The organism is Acuticoccus kandeliae (genome assembly GCF_003073115.1).
This window is the reverse complement of the sequence record NZ_QBBV01000003.1, coordinates 367,102-380,670: the sequence shown is the minus strand read 5'-3', so window position 1 is coordinate 380,670 and position 13,569 is coordinate 367,102. Positions and strand designations below refer to the sequence as shown.

Below are 13,569 nucleotides of genomic sequence, written 5' to 3'. Positions count from 1 at the left end.
GATCAAGCGCCCTCAGTGTGGGAGACCCACCTGCACTGCACCTTGCAAAACGCCGGCCTCGTGCCGGCGTTTTCATCGCCGGGGAGACCGGCGTCAGCGGGCGCCCGCACCACTCATGGCGCACCGTTCCGCTCGTTCCGGAGCGACCGGTGCGCACCGATCGCGTCACGAGCCAGAAGGCCGGAATGGAAACCTACATCCGCTTCGCCGACCGATTGTCCGCCTGGGTCGGCCGCGCATTCGCCTGGTGCATTATCCTCATGACGTTCGGCGTCGCCTATGAGGTCGTCGCCCGCTACTTCTTCCGTGCCCCGACCTCGTGGGCCTTCGACATCTCGTACATGATGTACGGCGCCCTCTTCATGATGGCCGGCGCCTACACCCTCTCGCGCGACGGGCATGTGCGCGCGGACGTGTTCTATCGCCTCTGGCCGCCCCGCGTGCAGGCCGCCGTCGAGCTCGTCCTCTATTTCATCTTCTTCTTCCCCGGCATCCTCGCCCTCGTCTTCGCCGGCTGGAAATACGCCTCGCGCTCCATCGGCTACCGCGAAGTCAGCGTGATGAGCCCCGCGGGCGTGCCGATCTTCCAGTTCAAGGTGATCATCGTCGCCGCCGGGACGCTCCTCCTCATCCAGGGCATCGCCCAGGTGATGCGCTGCATCCTGTGCCTGCGCCGCGGCGACTGGCCCGCCTCTGAATCCGACGTCAAAGAGCTCGAACAGCAGCTCATCGAAGAACATGACCGCGAAATCCTCGCGCACGGCTCGGAGGCAGTGGACGTCGTCCTCCCCCGGTCCGCCAATCAGGAGAACGACCGGTGACCGACCCTCAAGTGGCCGTGTTGATGCTCGGCTCGTTCATCATCATCATCATGCTCGGCTTCCCGATCGCCTTCACGCTGATGGCGATGGCGGTGGGCTTCGGCTACTACGCCTACTTCGACGCGGCCCGCCAATGGCGCGTCTTCGACCGCCTCGTGGAGAGCGGCGACGCGGGAAGCCTCCAGCTCGCGCAGGAATGGTTCGGCGGCCTCCTCAACAACCGCATCTTCGACCTGTTGGTGAACCAGACTTACGGCGTCATGTCGAACGACGTGCTGACCGCCGTGCCGCTGTTCCTCTTCATGGGCTACATCGTCGAGCGCGCGAACATCGTCGACCGCCTCTTCGGCACGCTCCAGATCGCGGCCCGCCGCATTCCGGGCTCGATGGCCGTCGCCGCGCTCGTCACCTGCGCCCTCTTCGCGACCGCGACGGGCATCGTCGGCGCCGTCGTCACGCTGATGGGCCTCCTCGCCTTCCCGGCGATGCTGAACGCGCGCTACAATACGAGCTTCGCCTCGGGCGTCATCTGCGCGGGCGGCACGCTCGGCATCCTGATCCCGCCCTCGATCATGCTGATCGTCTATGCGGCGACCTCGAACGTGTCGATCGTGCGCCTCTATGCCGGCGCGCTGCTGCCGGGCATGCTGCTCGCCGGGCTCTATGTCGTCTATGTCGTCGGCCGGGCGATCCTCAATCCGAGCGTCGCCCCCAAGCTGCCGCCGGAAAAGATGGAGGGGATCAGCACCCGCAAGGTCGTGGTCATGATGATCACCTCCTTCGTGCCGCTCGCCGTCCTCATCTTCTCCGTGCTCGGCGCGATCCTCTTCGGCCTCGCGACCCCGTCCGAAGCCGCCGCCGTCGGCGCGCTCGGCGGCCTTCTCCTCGCCGTCGCCTACCGCGCCCTCACCTGGAACCGGCTGCGCGAGAGCGTCTACCTCACCGTGCGCACGTCCGCGATGGTGTGCTGGCTCTTCGTCGGCTCGTGGACCTTCGCGAGCGTGTTTTCCTATCTCGGCGGCGAGCAGCTCGTCTCCTCGTTCGTCACCAGCCTCGATCTGTCGCCCCTCGCCTTCCTCATCATGGCGCAGATCATCATCTTCCTGCTCGGCTGGCCGCTCGAATGGTCGGAGATCATCATCATCTTCGTGCCGATCTTCCTGCCGCTGCTGGTCGTGTTCAACATCGACCCGCTCTTCTTCGGCATCCTCGTCGCGCTCAACCTCCAGACCTCATTCCTCACTCCACCGATGGCAATGAGCGCATACTACCTAAAGGGGATAGCGCCACCCCACGTGCGTCTCGCCGAGATCTTCGCCGGCTGCATGCCCTTCCTCGCGATGGTTTTCATCACGATGGGGATCCTCTACATCTTCCCGGGCATCGTCTTCTGGCTGCCGGATCTGGTCTACGGGAAATAAATGAGCGCACTTTCCGCCGTCGAACTCGCCGAGCGGATCTCCGCCGGCGCCCTCTCCGCGCGCGACATGGTGGAGGCCTGCCTCGCCCGCATCGCCGAGCGTGACGGGGAGATCCACGCCTTCGTCCACCTCGACCCGGACTATGTCCGCGCCCAGGCCGACGCGCTCGACCGCCACCGCAAGGCCGGGCGCCCGATCGGCCCGCTCCACGGCATCCCCGTCGGCATCAAGGACATCATCGACACCGCCGACTACCCGACCGAGAACGGCTCCCCGCTCGACAGGGGGCGCAAGCCGAAGGTCGATGCCACCCTCGTCGCGCGCCTGCGCGCCGCCGGCGCGGTGATCCTCGGCAAGACGGTCACGACCGAGTTCGCCTTCATCAATCCCGGCCCGACCCGCAACCCGCACAACACGGCCCACACGCCGGGCGGCTCCTCGCAAGGCTCGGCCGCCGCCGTCGCGGACGGGATGATCCCGCTCGCCGTCGGCACGCAGACGGCCGGCTCCGTCATCCGCCCCGCCTCCTTCTGCGGCGTCGTCGGCGCGAAGCCGACCCACGGCGCGGTCTCGCTCCACGGCGTCTTCACCACCTGCGAGCCGTTCGACACGGCCGGCGTCTTCGCGACCACGCTCGAGGACGCCGCCCTCATCCTCGACGCCCTCATCGGCCATGACCCGGCCGACTCGCGGACCCGGCCCGCCCCCGGCCCGAAGCTCCTCGCGGCGACGCGCGCGGCCGTGCCGCTGCCGCCCCAGTTCGCCATCGTGCGCGGCCCCACCTTCGCCGACGCCGCCGGGCCGGACCTCGAAGGCCTCCTCGGCGAGATCGCCGAGACGCTCGGCGAGCGCGCCGACATGGTCGACCTGCCGGACGCCTTCAACTCCATGGCGGCGACGCACCGGCGCATCATGACGGTCGGCTTCGCGCGCAACCTCGCCCCCTATCTGAAGCGCGACGCTGAGGGCGTCAGCCAGGTCATGCGCGACGCGATCGCCGAAGGGATGGCGACCACCGCCACCGAATATCTCGCCGCGCTCGACTGGAAGGCCGGCCTCACCGCGGGCCTCGACCGCCTGTTCGACCGCTACGACGCGATCATCACCCCCGCAGCGCCCGGCGAAGCGCCGGAGGGCCTCTCCTCCACCGGCAACTCCGCCTTCAACCAGCTGTGGACCTTCGTCGGCGCGCCGACGGTCACGATCCCGGTCGCCAAGGGGCCGAACGGGCTGCCGATCGGCATCCAGGTCGTCGGCCGCCCGGGCGAGGACGGGCGCCTCTTCCGCAACGCGCGCTGGCTCCAGCAGCGCCTCGCCGAGGCCTGACCCGCCGCGTCCCGCAAAGCCGGCGGCCCGTCCGCCGGCCTCCCGCCCCAGCACAGAGGCCCCCGTGCCCGACTTCACCCCGCTCGTTTGGGCTCTCGCCTTCGTCGTCACCGTGCTCGCGGGGTTCGTCAAAGGCACCGTCGGCTTCGCGATGCCGATGGTGATGATCTCCGGCCTCGGCTCGGTCGTGGCCCCGGAGGTCGCGCTCGCCGCCCTCATCATCCCGACCGTGCTCACCAACGCCGTGCAGGCCTTCCGCCACGGCGGCGGCGCGGCGCTCCGCTCCGCCTCGCACCATTGGCGCTATATCGTCATCATCGTCGTGATGATCGCGCTCAGCGCCCAGCTCGTCACGCGCCTGCCGAGCCAGATGCTCTATCTCATCATCGGCCTGCCGGTGACGCTCTTCGCCATCGCCCAGCTTGCCGGGCTGCGCTTCACCATCTCGCCGCGCCAGCGCATCTTCGCCGAGTTCGGGTTCGGCGGCTTCGCCGGCTTCGTCGGCGGCCTCTCCGGCGTCTGGGGCCCGCCGACCGCGCTCTACCTCACCGCGCTCGAGACGCCGAAGCGCGAGCAGATGCGCGTCCAGGGCATGGTCTACGGCTTCGCCTCCATCACCCTCCTCCTCGCGCACATCAACTCAGGCGTGCTGACGCGCGACATGGCGCTCTTCTCCACCCTCTTCATCGTGCCGTCGATGATCGGCATCTTCATCGGCTTCCAGGTCGCCGACCGGCTCGACCAGGAGAAGTTCCGCAAGGCCACCCTCGCCGTCCTCGTCCTCGCCGGGCTCAACCTCGTCCGTCGCGGGGTGATGGGCTGATATGTCCTGTGCGCCTTTCCACCGCAGGGGCAATTGAGTAAAGTCAATCAGCAAAGGAGGCGCCCATGGGCCCACTTGACTGGATCCTCTCCATCATCGGCCTGGCAGGATTTATCGCGTTCGTCGGCGTCATCGCCTCGTTCGTCCCCGAAACGGACCTTTTGATCGTGATCGGCATCGCCGTCGCGCTCGCGGTCTACGATTTCTGGATCCGCCCGTTCGTGGTGCGCCGTCCGACCGAGGGCGCAGGGTCGACCCGCGGCGCCCCGCCCCTCTGACCGCCGGACCCGCCGTCCGATAGCTGTCATATTACCGGGTCGCCGTCCCCCCATTGCGCCGCAGCAATCCATAGTTTAGGGCAGCCCGATGTTGGAGCGTGCCCGATGATTCACCCTTCTCTCGACGATCTCGTCAGCATCGCGATCGAAGCTGGCGCCGCGATACTTCCCTTCTACGACCCGGCCGGAACCACCGCCCGCGCGAAGGAGGACGGCTCGCCGGTGACCGCTGCGGACGAGGCGGCCGAGGCCATCATCCTGAAGCGCCTTGCGCAGAAGGGCATCACCGCCGTCATCGCCGAGGAATCCGTCGCCGCCGGCCGCATTCCGGACGTCGCGGAAGAGTTCTACCTCGTCGACCCGCTCGACGGGACGAAGGAGTTCGTCACCGGCAGCGGCGAGTTCACCGTCAACATCGCGCGCATTTCGAACGGCCGTCCCGTCGCCGGCGTCGTCCTCGCCCCCGCGCTCGGCCTCCTCTATGCAGGGGACGAGACGGGCGCGTGGAAGGCCACCCTCGTCGACGGCGCCGTCACCGGGAAGACCGCGATCGCCGTCGCGACCCCGTCCGGCCCGCTCCGCGTCGTCGCCTCGAAGTCCCACCTCACGGACGAGACGAAGGCCTTCATCGACCGGTTCGACGTGGAGAGCTTCGTCTCCTCCGGCTCCTCGCTGAAATTCTGCCGCCTCGCCGAGGGCGAGGCCGACCTCTATCCCCGCCTCGGGCGGACCATGGAGTGGGACACGGCCGCCGGCCACGCCGTCCTCTCCGCCGCCGGCGGCAGCGTCTCCAACATGGACGGGACCCCGTTCCTCTACGGCAAGGCCGACCACCCCTCGGGCGCCTACGCCAACCCCTATTTCATCGCCGCCGCGGCCTTCGACCCCTTCGCGGTCGTCGCCCCCGCCGCGAGCTGACACCGACGGACGGACGCGCACGCGACGATTTCCGTCCGACATTCGCCGGCAGCCGTTGATATCGCGGCCGCCTGAACCAACATCGGTCGCCTGAACCAGACCGAACCGCCCGTCGCGCACCCGCGCGCACAGACCGACGGCCCCGATCCCGTGCCCGGATGTTCCGGCCGCACCCGGCGGGACCCGACATGGACAGTAGGAGAGCGTTATGGCCGTCGATCGCGGCTCGCACCTGAAACGGCTCGAAGACGAGTCGATTCACATCATCCGCGAGGTTGCCGCCGAGTTCCGCAACCCGGTGATGCTCTATTCGATCGGCAAAGACTCCGCCGTCATGCTCCATCTCGCGATGAAGGCGTTCTACCCGTCGAAGCCGCCCTTCCCGCTCATGCACGTCGACACGACGTGGAAGTTCCGGGAGATGATCGAGTTCCGCGACCGCAAGGTGAAGGAGCTCGGCCTCGACCTCATCGTGTACACCAACGAAGAAGGTGTGAAGGACGGCGTCGGCCCCTTCACGCACGGCTCGTCCTACCACACGCAGGTCATGAAGACCGACGCGCTGAAGCAGGCCCTCACCAAGTACGGCTTCGACGCGGCCTTCGGCGGCGCCCGCCGCGACGAGGAGAAGTCCCGCGCCAAGGAGCGCGTCTTCTCCTTCCGCACCGCCAATCACGGCTGGGACCCGAAGAACCAGCGCCCCGAGCTGTGGCACCTCTACAATTGCCGCGTCGCCAAGGGCGAATCCATCCGCGTCTTCCCGCTGTCGAACTGGACCGAGCTCGACATCTGGCAATACATCATGATGGAAGACATCGAGATCGTGCCGCTCTACTTCGCCAAGGAGCGCCCGGTCATGGAGCGCGACGGCCAGCTCCTGATGGTCGACGACGACCGCTTCCCGCTGAACGGCGAGACGCCGCAGATGAAGATGGTCCGCTTCCGCACCCTCGGCTGCTACCCGCTCACCGGCGCCGTCGAGAGCCCGGCCGCGTCGCTGCCCGAGATCGTCGCCGAAATGCTGATCGCCCGCACGTCCGAGCGGTCGGGCCGCCTCATCGACCATGACGAGGCCGCCTCCATGGAGAAGAAGAAGCGCGAGGGTTATTTCTGATGTCTGTCGCTGAATCCTTCTCCCCGGAAGCCTTTGCCGACTATCTGTCGAGCCAAGAAAAGAAGTCCTTCCTGCGCTTCATCACCTGCGGCTCGGTCGACGACGGGAAGTCCACCCTCATCGGCCGCCTCCTCTTCGAGACGAAGCTGATCTTCGAGGACCAGCTCGCCCAGGTCGAGCGCGACTCGCGCCGCCACGGCACGACCGGCGAGGACATCGACCTCGCCCTCCTCGTCGATGGCCTCGAGGCCGAGCGCCAGCAGGGCATCACGATCGACGTCGCCTACCGCTTCTTCACGACGGACAAGCGCAAGTTCATCGTCGCCGACACGCCCGGCCACGAGCAGTACACGCGCAACATGGCGACCGGCGCCTCCACCGCCGACCTCGCCGTCCTCCTGATCGACGCGCGCAACGGCATCCAGGTCCAGACGAAGCGGCACGCCTTCCTCGTCTCCCTCCTCGGCATCCGTCACGTCGTCCTCGCGGTCAACAAGATCGACCTCGTGAACTTCGACCAGGGCCGCTTCGACGCGATCAAGCGGGACTTCGGGACGTTCGCCCGCTCGTTCGACTTCGACACCTTCGAGGCGGTGCCGATCTCGGCCCGCTATGGCGACAATGTCGTCACGAAGTCCGAGCGCACGCCCTGGTATTCCGGCCCCACCCTGCTCGAGCACCTGGAAGAGATCGAGGTCCAGTCCGACCTCGAGGACCGTCCCTTCCGTATGCCCGTGCAGTGGGTGAACCGCCCCAATCTCGACTTCCGCGGCTTCTCCGGCACGATCTCGTCCGGGCGCGTGCGCCGTGGCGACCAGATCGTCGTCGCCGGCTCCGGCCGTGAGGCGAAGATCACCCGCCTCGTCACCATGGACGGCGACCGCGAGGAGGCCTCCGCCTCCGAGGCCGTCACCGTCGTGCTCGACCGCGAGATCGACATCTCGCGCGGCGATATCCTCGTTCCCCCGTCCCACCGGCCGGAGGTGGCGGACCAGTTCGCCGCCCACATCGTCTGGATGGCCGAGGCGCCGCTCTTTCCGGGCCGCCCCTATCTCCTGAAGATCGGCACGCGGACCGTCACGGCGACCGTCACCGAGATCAAGCACCGGATCGACGTCAACACGTTCGACCATCTCGCCGCCAAGGAACTCGGCCTCAACGAGGTCGGCTTCTGCAACGTCTCGCTGTCGGAGCCGATCGCGTTCGACCCCTACGAGGCGAACCGCGAGACCGGCGCCTTCATCCTCGTCGACCGCCTGACCAACGCCACGGTCGGCGCCGGCATGGTCTGGTTCGCGCTGCGCCGCGCCACCAACATCCACTGGCAGGCGCTCGACGTCTCCAAGGAGACCCGCGCCGCGATGAAGGGCCAGAAGCCCGCCATCCTGTGGTTCACGGGTCTGTCGGGGTCCGGCAAGTCGACGATCGCGAACCTCGTCGAGAAGCGCCTCAACGCGCAGGGCCGCCACACCTACATCCTCGACGGCGACAATGTCCGCCACGGCCTCAACCGCGATCTCGGCTTCACCGACGCGGACCGCGTGGAGAACATCCGCCGCGTCGCGGAGACGGCGAAGCTCTTCGTGGATGCGGGCCTCATCGTGCTGGTGTCCTTCATCTCCCCCTTCCGCTCCGAGCGGCGCATGGCGCGCGATCTCGTGGCCGAGGGTGAGTTCCTGGAGGTCTACATCGACACCCCGATCGAGGTGTGCCGCCAGCGCGACCCGAAGGGCCTCTACAAGAAGGCGGATTCGGGCCAGCTGAAGAACTTCACCGGCGTCGATTCCCCGTACGAGGCCCCCGAGGGCGCCGAGCTCGAGATCGACACCACCACCGGCGCCCCCGAGGAGCACGCCGAAAAGGTGGTCGCGGCGCTGAAGGAACGCGGCATCGTCGAATAGACGCCGCGCCCGCCGGCCCCGGCCCTGAAAACACGAAGGCCCGCGACACCGTCGCGGGCCTTTTTCGTTGCGAGCACCCGGGTTGGCCGCCCAGGTTGGGGGACTCATTCACCCAGGCGATGATGATTGTGGCGAGTGCGACGCCGGCGAGGCAGTTGTCGGCATGGCGGTCGTATCGGGTCCCGATGCGACGCCAGTTCCTGAGCTTGCAGAACATGCCTTCGACAACGTTGCGGCGGCGATCGGCACGCCGGTCGAGCGGTTAGGGCGTGCGCCGTGGGACAGTGGAGGGGAGAACCGGTTTGATCTTGCGCCACTTGAGCCAGCGGCGAGAGCGCTCGCTGTCGTAGGCCTTGCCGGCAAGCAAACGTTTCGGCGCATCGACCGAGGCCACGAGGGGCTCGGCCTCAGCTCACCGCGGCAGGGCGCGTGGCCGCAGGAAACCGGGCCGGTTTTCAAGGCCGCGCAACGCTGCGACGGTATGCCGAGCCGGCGCGCAGGCCCTGACCTGATTGGGTCCGGCCCTACCCCTCTACGAACCGCTTCAGCCTCGCCAGCGTGTCGTCCCACTGGCGCGAGACGGCCGCGAGCTGGTCGCCGAGATCGTCGAGCGTCGCCCGCTCCAGGCCGAAGAGCGTCTCGCGCCCTTCCCGGTGGCTCGTCACCACCCCGGCCTTCTCCAGCACCTTCAGATGCTTCGTCACCCCCTGGCGGGTGAGGTGCGAGTCGGCGGCGAGCGTCGTGATCGAGCGCGCCTCGCCCCCGCTCAGCATGGCGACGAGGGCGAGGCGGGTCGGGTCGCCGAGCGCGGCGAAGACCGGCGCCCGGCTCATGAGCGCGCTCTGAAACTCACCCTGCAGCGACATGCTCCGCGATGTTCTGCATCTGGATCTCCCACCCCTTCTCGTTGTCGCGCATCGCGCCGACCCGCCGCGCGGGGTCGAGCCGCTCGAACCCCGCCTCACGCACCGTCAGGATCGTGCCTCCGGCGGAGGGCCGCAAGGTGAAGGTCACCGTGGTGCGCGGCCCGCTCGCCGCCGTCGGCGCCTCGTCGCCCGAATCCGGCACCCAGGTGAAGACAAACCGCGTCGGCGCATCCATCGCCACCACCGTCGCCTCGAACGGCCACCCCTCAAAGCCGGGATAGGTCATCTTCCCGGTCACGGAGCGCCCAACCGCAAACGGCCCGTCGAGCGCCACGCGAAACCACGTGCCGAACGCCTCATGGTCGGTCAGCGCACGCCACACCCGCTCCACAGGCGCGGCGATCGCGATCTCCTTCTCGATATCGAGCGGCGTCGATGTGTCCGTCATAAGCAACCTCCGAGTTGCTTATCGTCTACCGCCACTCACCTCGACACGCAACCGATTAGTTGCTTGTCGTCATCACCCCTTCGGGCGGTGTGCCGTGCCGTTCGCAGGAGAGCGCGTCCAGCAGCCGGTCATCGCCGCGGAAGTGCACGTCGGTGGTGGGGGCGGCGGTCGGGATGTGTCCGTCGCAAGGAACCGGCGAGTTGCCTACCGGCTTCCGCCATCCGCCCCGACGAGGAGCGTTCCGTGGTTCATTCCCGTCATCCGCCATCGGGAAGCGAGCCATGGCGCTCCCAGGAGAGCGTGTCCGTCAGCCAATTGTGCCCCAGAAGAGCACGTCGTCGGTGGTCGCGGCGGTGTCGACGTGTCCGTCACAAGAAACCGCCGAGTTGCCTGTCGGCTTCCGCCTTTCGCCCCGATGGTGAAACGTCGAGTGGCACAAACCACTCATCCGCCGTCGAACAGCGGGCGGCTGCCCGCTCACACAAGAGCGCGTCCCTGATCGCCACAAAAGAACGCGCCGTCGGTGGGGACGGCGGTACGGATAAATCCGTCACAAATAACGCCCGGGCTCCCCGGCGGCTCCCACCGTCTGCCTCAGCGCGCAACCCTTCAGCCGCGCATTCCCTTCACCCGCCTTCCGGCAGGGAGCCGTGCCGCTCCCAAGAGAGCGCGTCCATCAGGCGGTCGTCGCCCCAGAAGAGCACGTCGTCGGTGGTGACGAAGGTCGGCGCGCCGAAGATGCCGAGCGCCTTGGCGGCGTCCGTCGAGGCGAAGAGCGCGGCCTTCGCGCCCTCGTCCGTCGCGCCCTCCAGCACCGAATCGGGGTGGAGCCCGGCATCCTTCGCCGCCTCCGCCAGCACCTTGAGGTCCGCGATGTCGCGCCCGTAGGCGAATTCCTGGGTGAAGACGGCGCGGCTGAAGGCGGGCCGCTCGCGCTGCGAGAGGGCGAGGGTCGCGCGCGCCGCCGCGACGCTCTTCTGCGGAAACACCTTGGGCTTCACGAAAGGGATGCCGCGATGGTGCGCGCGCCGCGCGATATCGGCCCACATGTAGTCGGCCTTCGCGGCGGAGACGAGGTTGGGCGAGCCGTTGTAGCCGGCCTCGGCGAAGATCGGCCCGAGCAGGAAGGGCATCCACTCGACCGGCACCCCCTCCGCGTCGGCCTTCTCCTCGATCCGCATCGCGGCGAGGTAGGAATAGGAAGAAGAAAAATCGTACCAGAACGTCAGCGCCATACGCCCTCCAGCCCCCGGCGCCGCCCTCTGTCGCGCCACCGGCCCTCGTGACGGAACCCCCGGCGTCGGCTCGCGCCACCCCAAGGCCCCGCCAGACTGTCGCCCGCCGCCGGGCACGGCGCAATGGCCGCGGCGACGCGGCGGGTGGGGGGCAGGCGACGGCGCGCGCACCATCCCAGTGCATTCCCGCAAAACCCGAGCGTCACCGGGCGCCCCGGCAAATCGCCGGATCGCCGCTGTCCCCGCTACAGGCACACCGCCCCGTAACGCGCATCGATCCGCGTCACGGCCCCGTCCGACTCGGTCCACACGATGCGCCACATCAACAGGCAGGGAAATCGGCTGGTCTCGAACCGGGCAACCCCGCCCGCCCGATCGACCTCGAACCCCTCCGCCTGAAGCCGAGCGGATAGGACATCCGCATCCACCGGCAACGGATAGGCCGCCAAAACCCTCTCCCGAAACACTTGGTCCGCAGCCACATGGTCCGACGGCAGTCCCCGCCCGATCCGCGGCGGCAGATGGAGCCACCAGTCGAGCCAGAGAGTCCCCGCCGACAGACCCACGAGGAGGCCGGCCGAAGCGAGGAACACTTTCCAAGATATCCGAGCGCCTCATCCCCTCGCGGTTTCCCCAAGCCTGCGCGCCGGCTTCCCCCCTAGCCAAGACTGGGCCGGGCCGCCGCGAGCGCAGTGCGGCGGTCTCCACGCGCAGGACGCGTCGACCCCACGCGACCCGGCCCTCACCCCGTGGGACCGCATTCCCGCCGAGACGGCGCCGCTCAACCACCGCCCCCCGTCACCCGCCCAACACCGGCCGCGGACCGCCTCCTCGATCCGTCCCGCGGCAAGGCAAGAGGACGAGAAAGGCCCGACGCGCCGATATTCCGGCGCCATGCCCCGAAGCGCTGAGCGGCGGCGCACCCCGGCCTTTCGGGCCGGCGTGTCGACGCCCGCGCGTCATCGCCGGACACTCGATCGCCCTCCGCCAGCGTGGCGCCAAGCCCGCTGCTGGCCGCGACCAACAACGCGCCGCCCCGGCCCCCGCACCGCGTCCCGCAACTTGCGATCCGGGCAGCGAAAGGGCTATCCCCCGTGCATCAGGGCAGCGACGGCCTCCCCGTCAATGCCGCAGCCATTCATCGAACGCGAGGAATGATGTCCGTCGAAATCGATACGCCCGTCGAAATCATGCAGACCGACCGGCACATCACCATCCTCGAAACCGGCTCGATCGACGTGGACTCCGGCCCCGCCATCCAGATCACCGAGCCGGGCGACCCGATCGTCATCGCCAATGCCGGGACGATCAGCGGCTACAACGTCATTCTCCTTCGCCGGAGCGGCCCCTACGAAATCCGCAACACCGGCACGATTACCGGCGAGAACGCGATCGCCTATTCCGGTCCGGAAGATGATCCGTGGCTTTCCTGGTCCTACTACCGGCCGAGCAACGCCATTCGGACCGAAGGCAAGTTTTCCGGCCTCATCGTCAATCGCGGCGAGCTCCGCTCGACCGACGGTTACACGAACAATTACGGCTCCTACACCGACCTCGACGGCATCACGCTCAATCTCGGCGGCCAGTCGGAGACGGTCGTGAACGCCGGGCTCATCGTGAACGATGTCGAATTCAGCGGGGCGGGCGCCGACACCTATATCGGCGCCCCCGGCTCGGAGCTCGATGGCCGGCTCGAATTCGAATCCCGCAATGTCACCGTCAAGAATCACGGCGCGATCGACTTCGTGTGGGCGCGCGAGGGCCAGGCGCGGATCGTCAACTTCGCCGACGGCGACATCGGCGGCGTGAGCGCCCGCGCCGAGGCGACGATCCACAATTTCGGCCGGATCGGCACCGTCTGGCTCGCCGACGGCGACGACCTCTACAAGGCCCACGGCGCCGGCAGCGCCGATTCGGTGGAAGGCGGCGGCGGCAACGACACGCTGATCGGCGGCAGCAGCGCCGATCGCCTCTATGGCGATGCCGGCAACGACCGCATCATCGGCGCCGGCGGCGCGGACCGCATCTACGGCGACGCGCACCCCTCCCGCGGCGACGAGGCCACCCCCGGCAACGACACCCTCCTCGGCGGCGACGGCCGCGACCGACTCTTCGGCCAGGGCGGGGACGACCTCCTCGCCGGCGGCAGGGGGCGCGACGCGCTCGAGGGCGGGGACGGGGCGGATGTGTTCGTCGCGCAGCGTGGCGGCGGGGTCGACACCGTCGCCGACTTCGCGCGCGGCGAGGGCGACCGCATCCTCCTCAAGGGCATCGACCTCTCGCTCGACGAGATCATCGCCCGCGCCACCGTCGCGGATGGGAACACGATCCTCACCTTCGGCGGCGGCGATGCGCTTGTCCTCGAGGGCTATACCGGCCCCCTCGGCGACGCCCTCTTTCTGTGAGCACCCCCGTTCC

General features: G+C 68.4%; 13 protein-coding genes. 9 read left to right on the top strand and 4 right to left on the bottom strand.

Annotated features, from left to right (window positions below):
• The first annotated feature begins 185 nt into the window (after positions 1-185).
• The 8 genes from DBV35_RS20975 (at position 186) to cysN (ending at position 8,602) form a co-directional block, all read left to right on the top strand.
• Positions 186-821, top strand: a complete 636-nt coding sequence (locus tag DBV35_RS20975) for a TRAP transporter small permease subunit (RefSeq protein WP_108662780.1) — start codon at positions 186-188, stop codon at positions 819-821.
• Positions 818-2,242 (top strand): TRAP transporter large permease, encoded by a 1,425-nt coding sequence (locus DBV35_RS20970; protein ID WP_108662328.1) that lies wholly within the window; start codon positions 818-820, stop codon positions 2,240-2,242. The genes DBV35_RS20975 and DBV35_RS20970 overlap by 4 nt, the downstream gene beginning before the upstream one ends.
• Positions 2,243-3,568 carry an amidase gene (locus tag DBV35_RS20965; protein ID WP_108662327.1) on the top strand — a complete coding sequence of 442 codons (1,326 nt, stop codon included), beginning with the start codon at positions 2,243-2,245 and terminating at the stop codon, positions 3,566-3,568.
• A 64-nt stretch (positions 3,569-3,632) separates the two neighbouring features.
• Positions 3,633-4,391: a sulfite exporter TauE/SafE family protein gene (locus DBV35_RS20960; RefSeq protein ID WP_108662326.1), complete on the top strand. Its 759-nt coding sequence runs from the start codon at positions 3,633-3,635 to the stop codon at positions 4,389-4,391.
• A 65-nt stretch (positions 4,392-4,456) separates the two neighbouring features.
• Positions 4,457-4,669 carry a hypothetical protein gene (locus tag DBV35_RS20955; protein WP_108662325.1) on the top strand — a complete coding sequence of 71 codons (213 nt, stop codon included), beginning with the start codon at positions 4,457-4,459 and terminating at the stop codon, positions 4,667-4,669.
• A 105-nt stretch (positions 4,670-4,774) separates the two neighbouring features.
• Positions 4,775-5,587 carry a 3'(2'),5'-bisphosphate nucleotidase CysQ gene (gene cysQ, locus DBV35_RS20950; protein WP_108662324.1) on the top strand — a complete coding sequence of 271 codons (813 nt, stop codon included), beginning with the start codon at positions 4,775-4,777 and terminating at the stop codon, positions 5,585-5,587.
• Positions 5,588-5,795: 208 nt separating this feature from the next.
• The gene (cysD, locus tag DBV35_RS20945) at positions 5,796-6,701 is read left to right on the top strand and encodes a sulfate adenylyltransferase subunit CysD (RefSeq protein ID WP_108662323.1); all 906 of its coding nucleotides are present in this window, start codon (positions 5,796-5,798) and stop codon (positions 6,699-6,701) included.
• Positions 6,701-8,602, top strand: coding sequence for a sulfate adenylyltransferase subunit CysN (gene cysN / locus DBV35_RS20940; protein WP_108662322.1), 1,902 nt, complete (start codon positions 6,701-6,703; stop codon positions 8,600-8,602). Before cysD ends, cysN begins: the two co-directional genes overlap by 1 nt.
• A gap of 524 nt (positions 8,603-9,126) precedes the next feature.
• Here cysN and DBV35_RS20930 read toward each other — a convergent pair.
• The 4 genes from DBV35_RS20930 to DBV35_RS20915 all read right to left on the bottom strand — a co-directional run bounded on the left by DBV35_RS20930 (position 9,127) and on the right by DBV35_RS20915 (position 11,744).
• Positions 9,127-9,435, bottom strand: coding sequence for an ArsR/SmtB family transcription factor (locus tag DBV35_RS20930; protein ID WP_108662779.1), 309 nt, complete (start codon positions 9,433-9,435; stop codon positions 9,127-9,129).
• 16 nt (positions 9,436-9,451) lie between these two features.
• Positions 9,452-9,916: an SRPBCC family protein gene (locus tag DBV35_RS20925; RefSeq protein WP_108662320.1), complete on the bottom strand. Its 465-nt coding sequence runs from the start codon at positions 9,914-9,916 to the stop codon at positions 9,452-9,454.
• Positions 9,917-10,542: 626 nt separating this feature from the next.
• Positions 10,543-11,151 (bottom strand): 2-hydroxychromene-2-carboxylate isomerase, encoded by a 609-nt coding sequence (locus DBV35_RS20920; RefSeq protein WP_108662319.1) that lies wholly within the window; start codon positions 11,149-11,151, stop codon positions 10,543-10,545.
• Positions 11,152-11,396: 245 nt separating this feature from the next.
• The gene (locus DBV35_RS20915) at positions 11,397-11,744 is read right to left on the bottom strand and encodes a hypothetical protein (RefSeq protein ID WP_108662318.1); all 348 of its coding nucleotides are present in this window, start codon (positions 11,742-11,744) and stop codon (positions 11,397-11,399) included.
• 564 nt (positions 11,745-12,308) lie between these two features.
• On the opposite strand from DBV35_RS20915, the gene DBV35_RS20910 reads away from it, so the two are divergent.
• The gene (locus DBV35_RS20910; RefSeq protein WP_170135004.1) at positions 12,309-13,556 is read left to right on the top strand and encodes a calcium-binding protein; all 1,248 of its coding nucleotides are present in this window, start codon (positions 12,309-12,311) and stop codon (positions 13,554-13,556) included.
• Positions 13,557-13,569 lie beyond the last annotated feature (13 nt).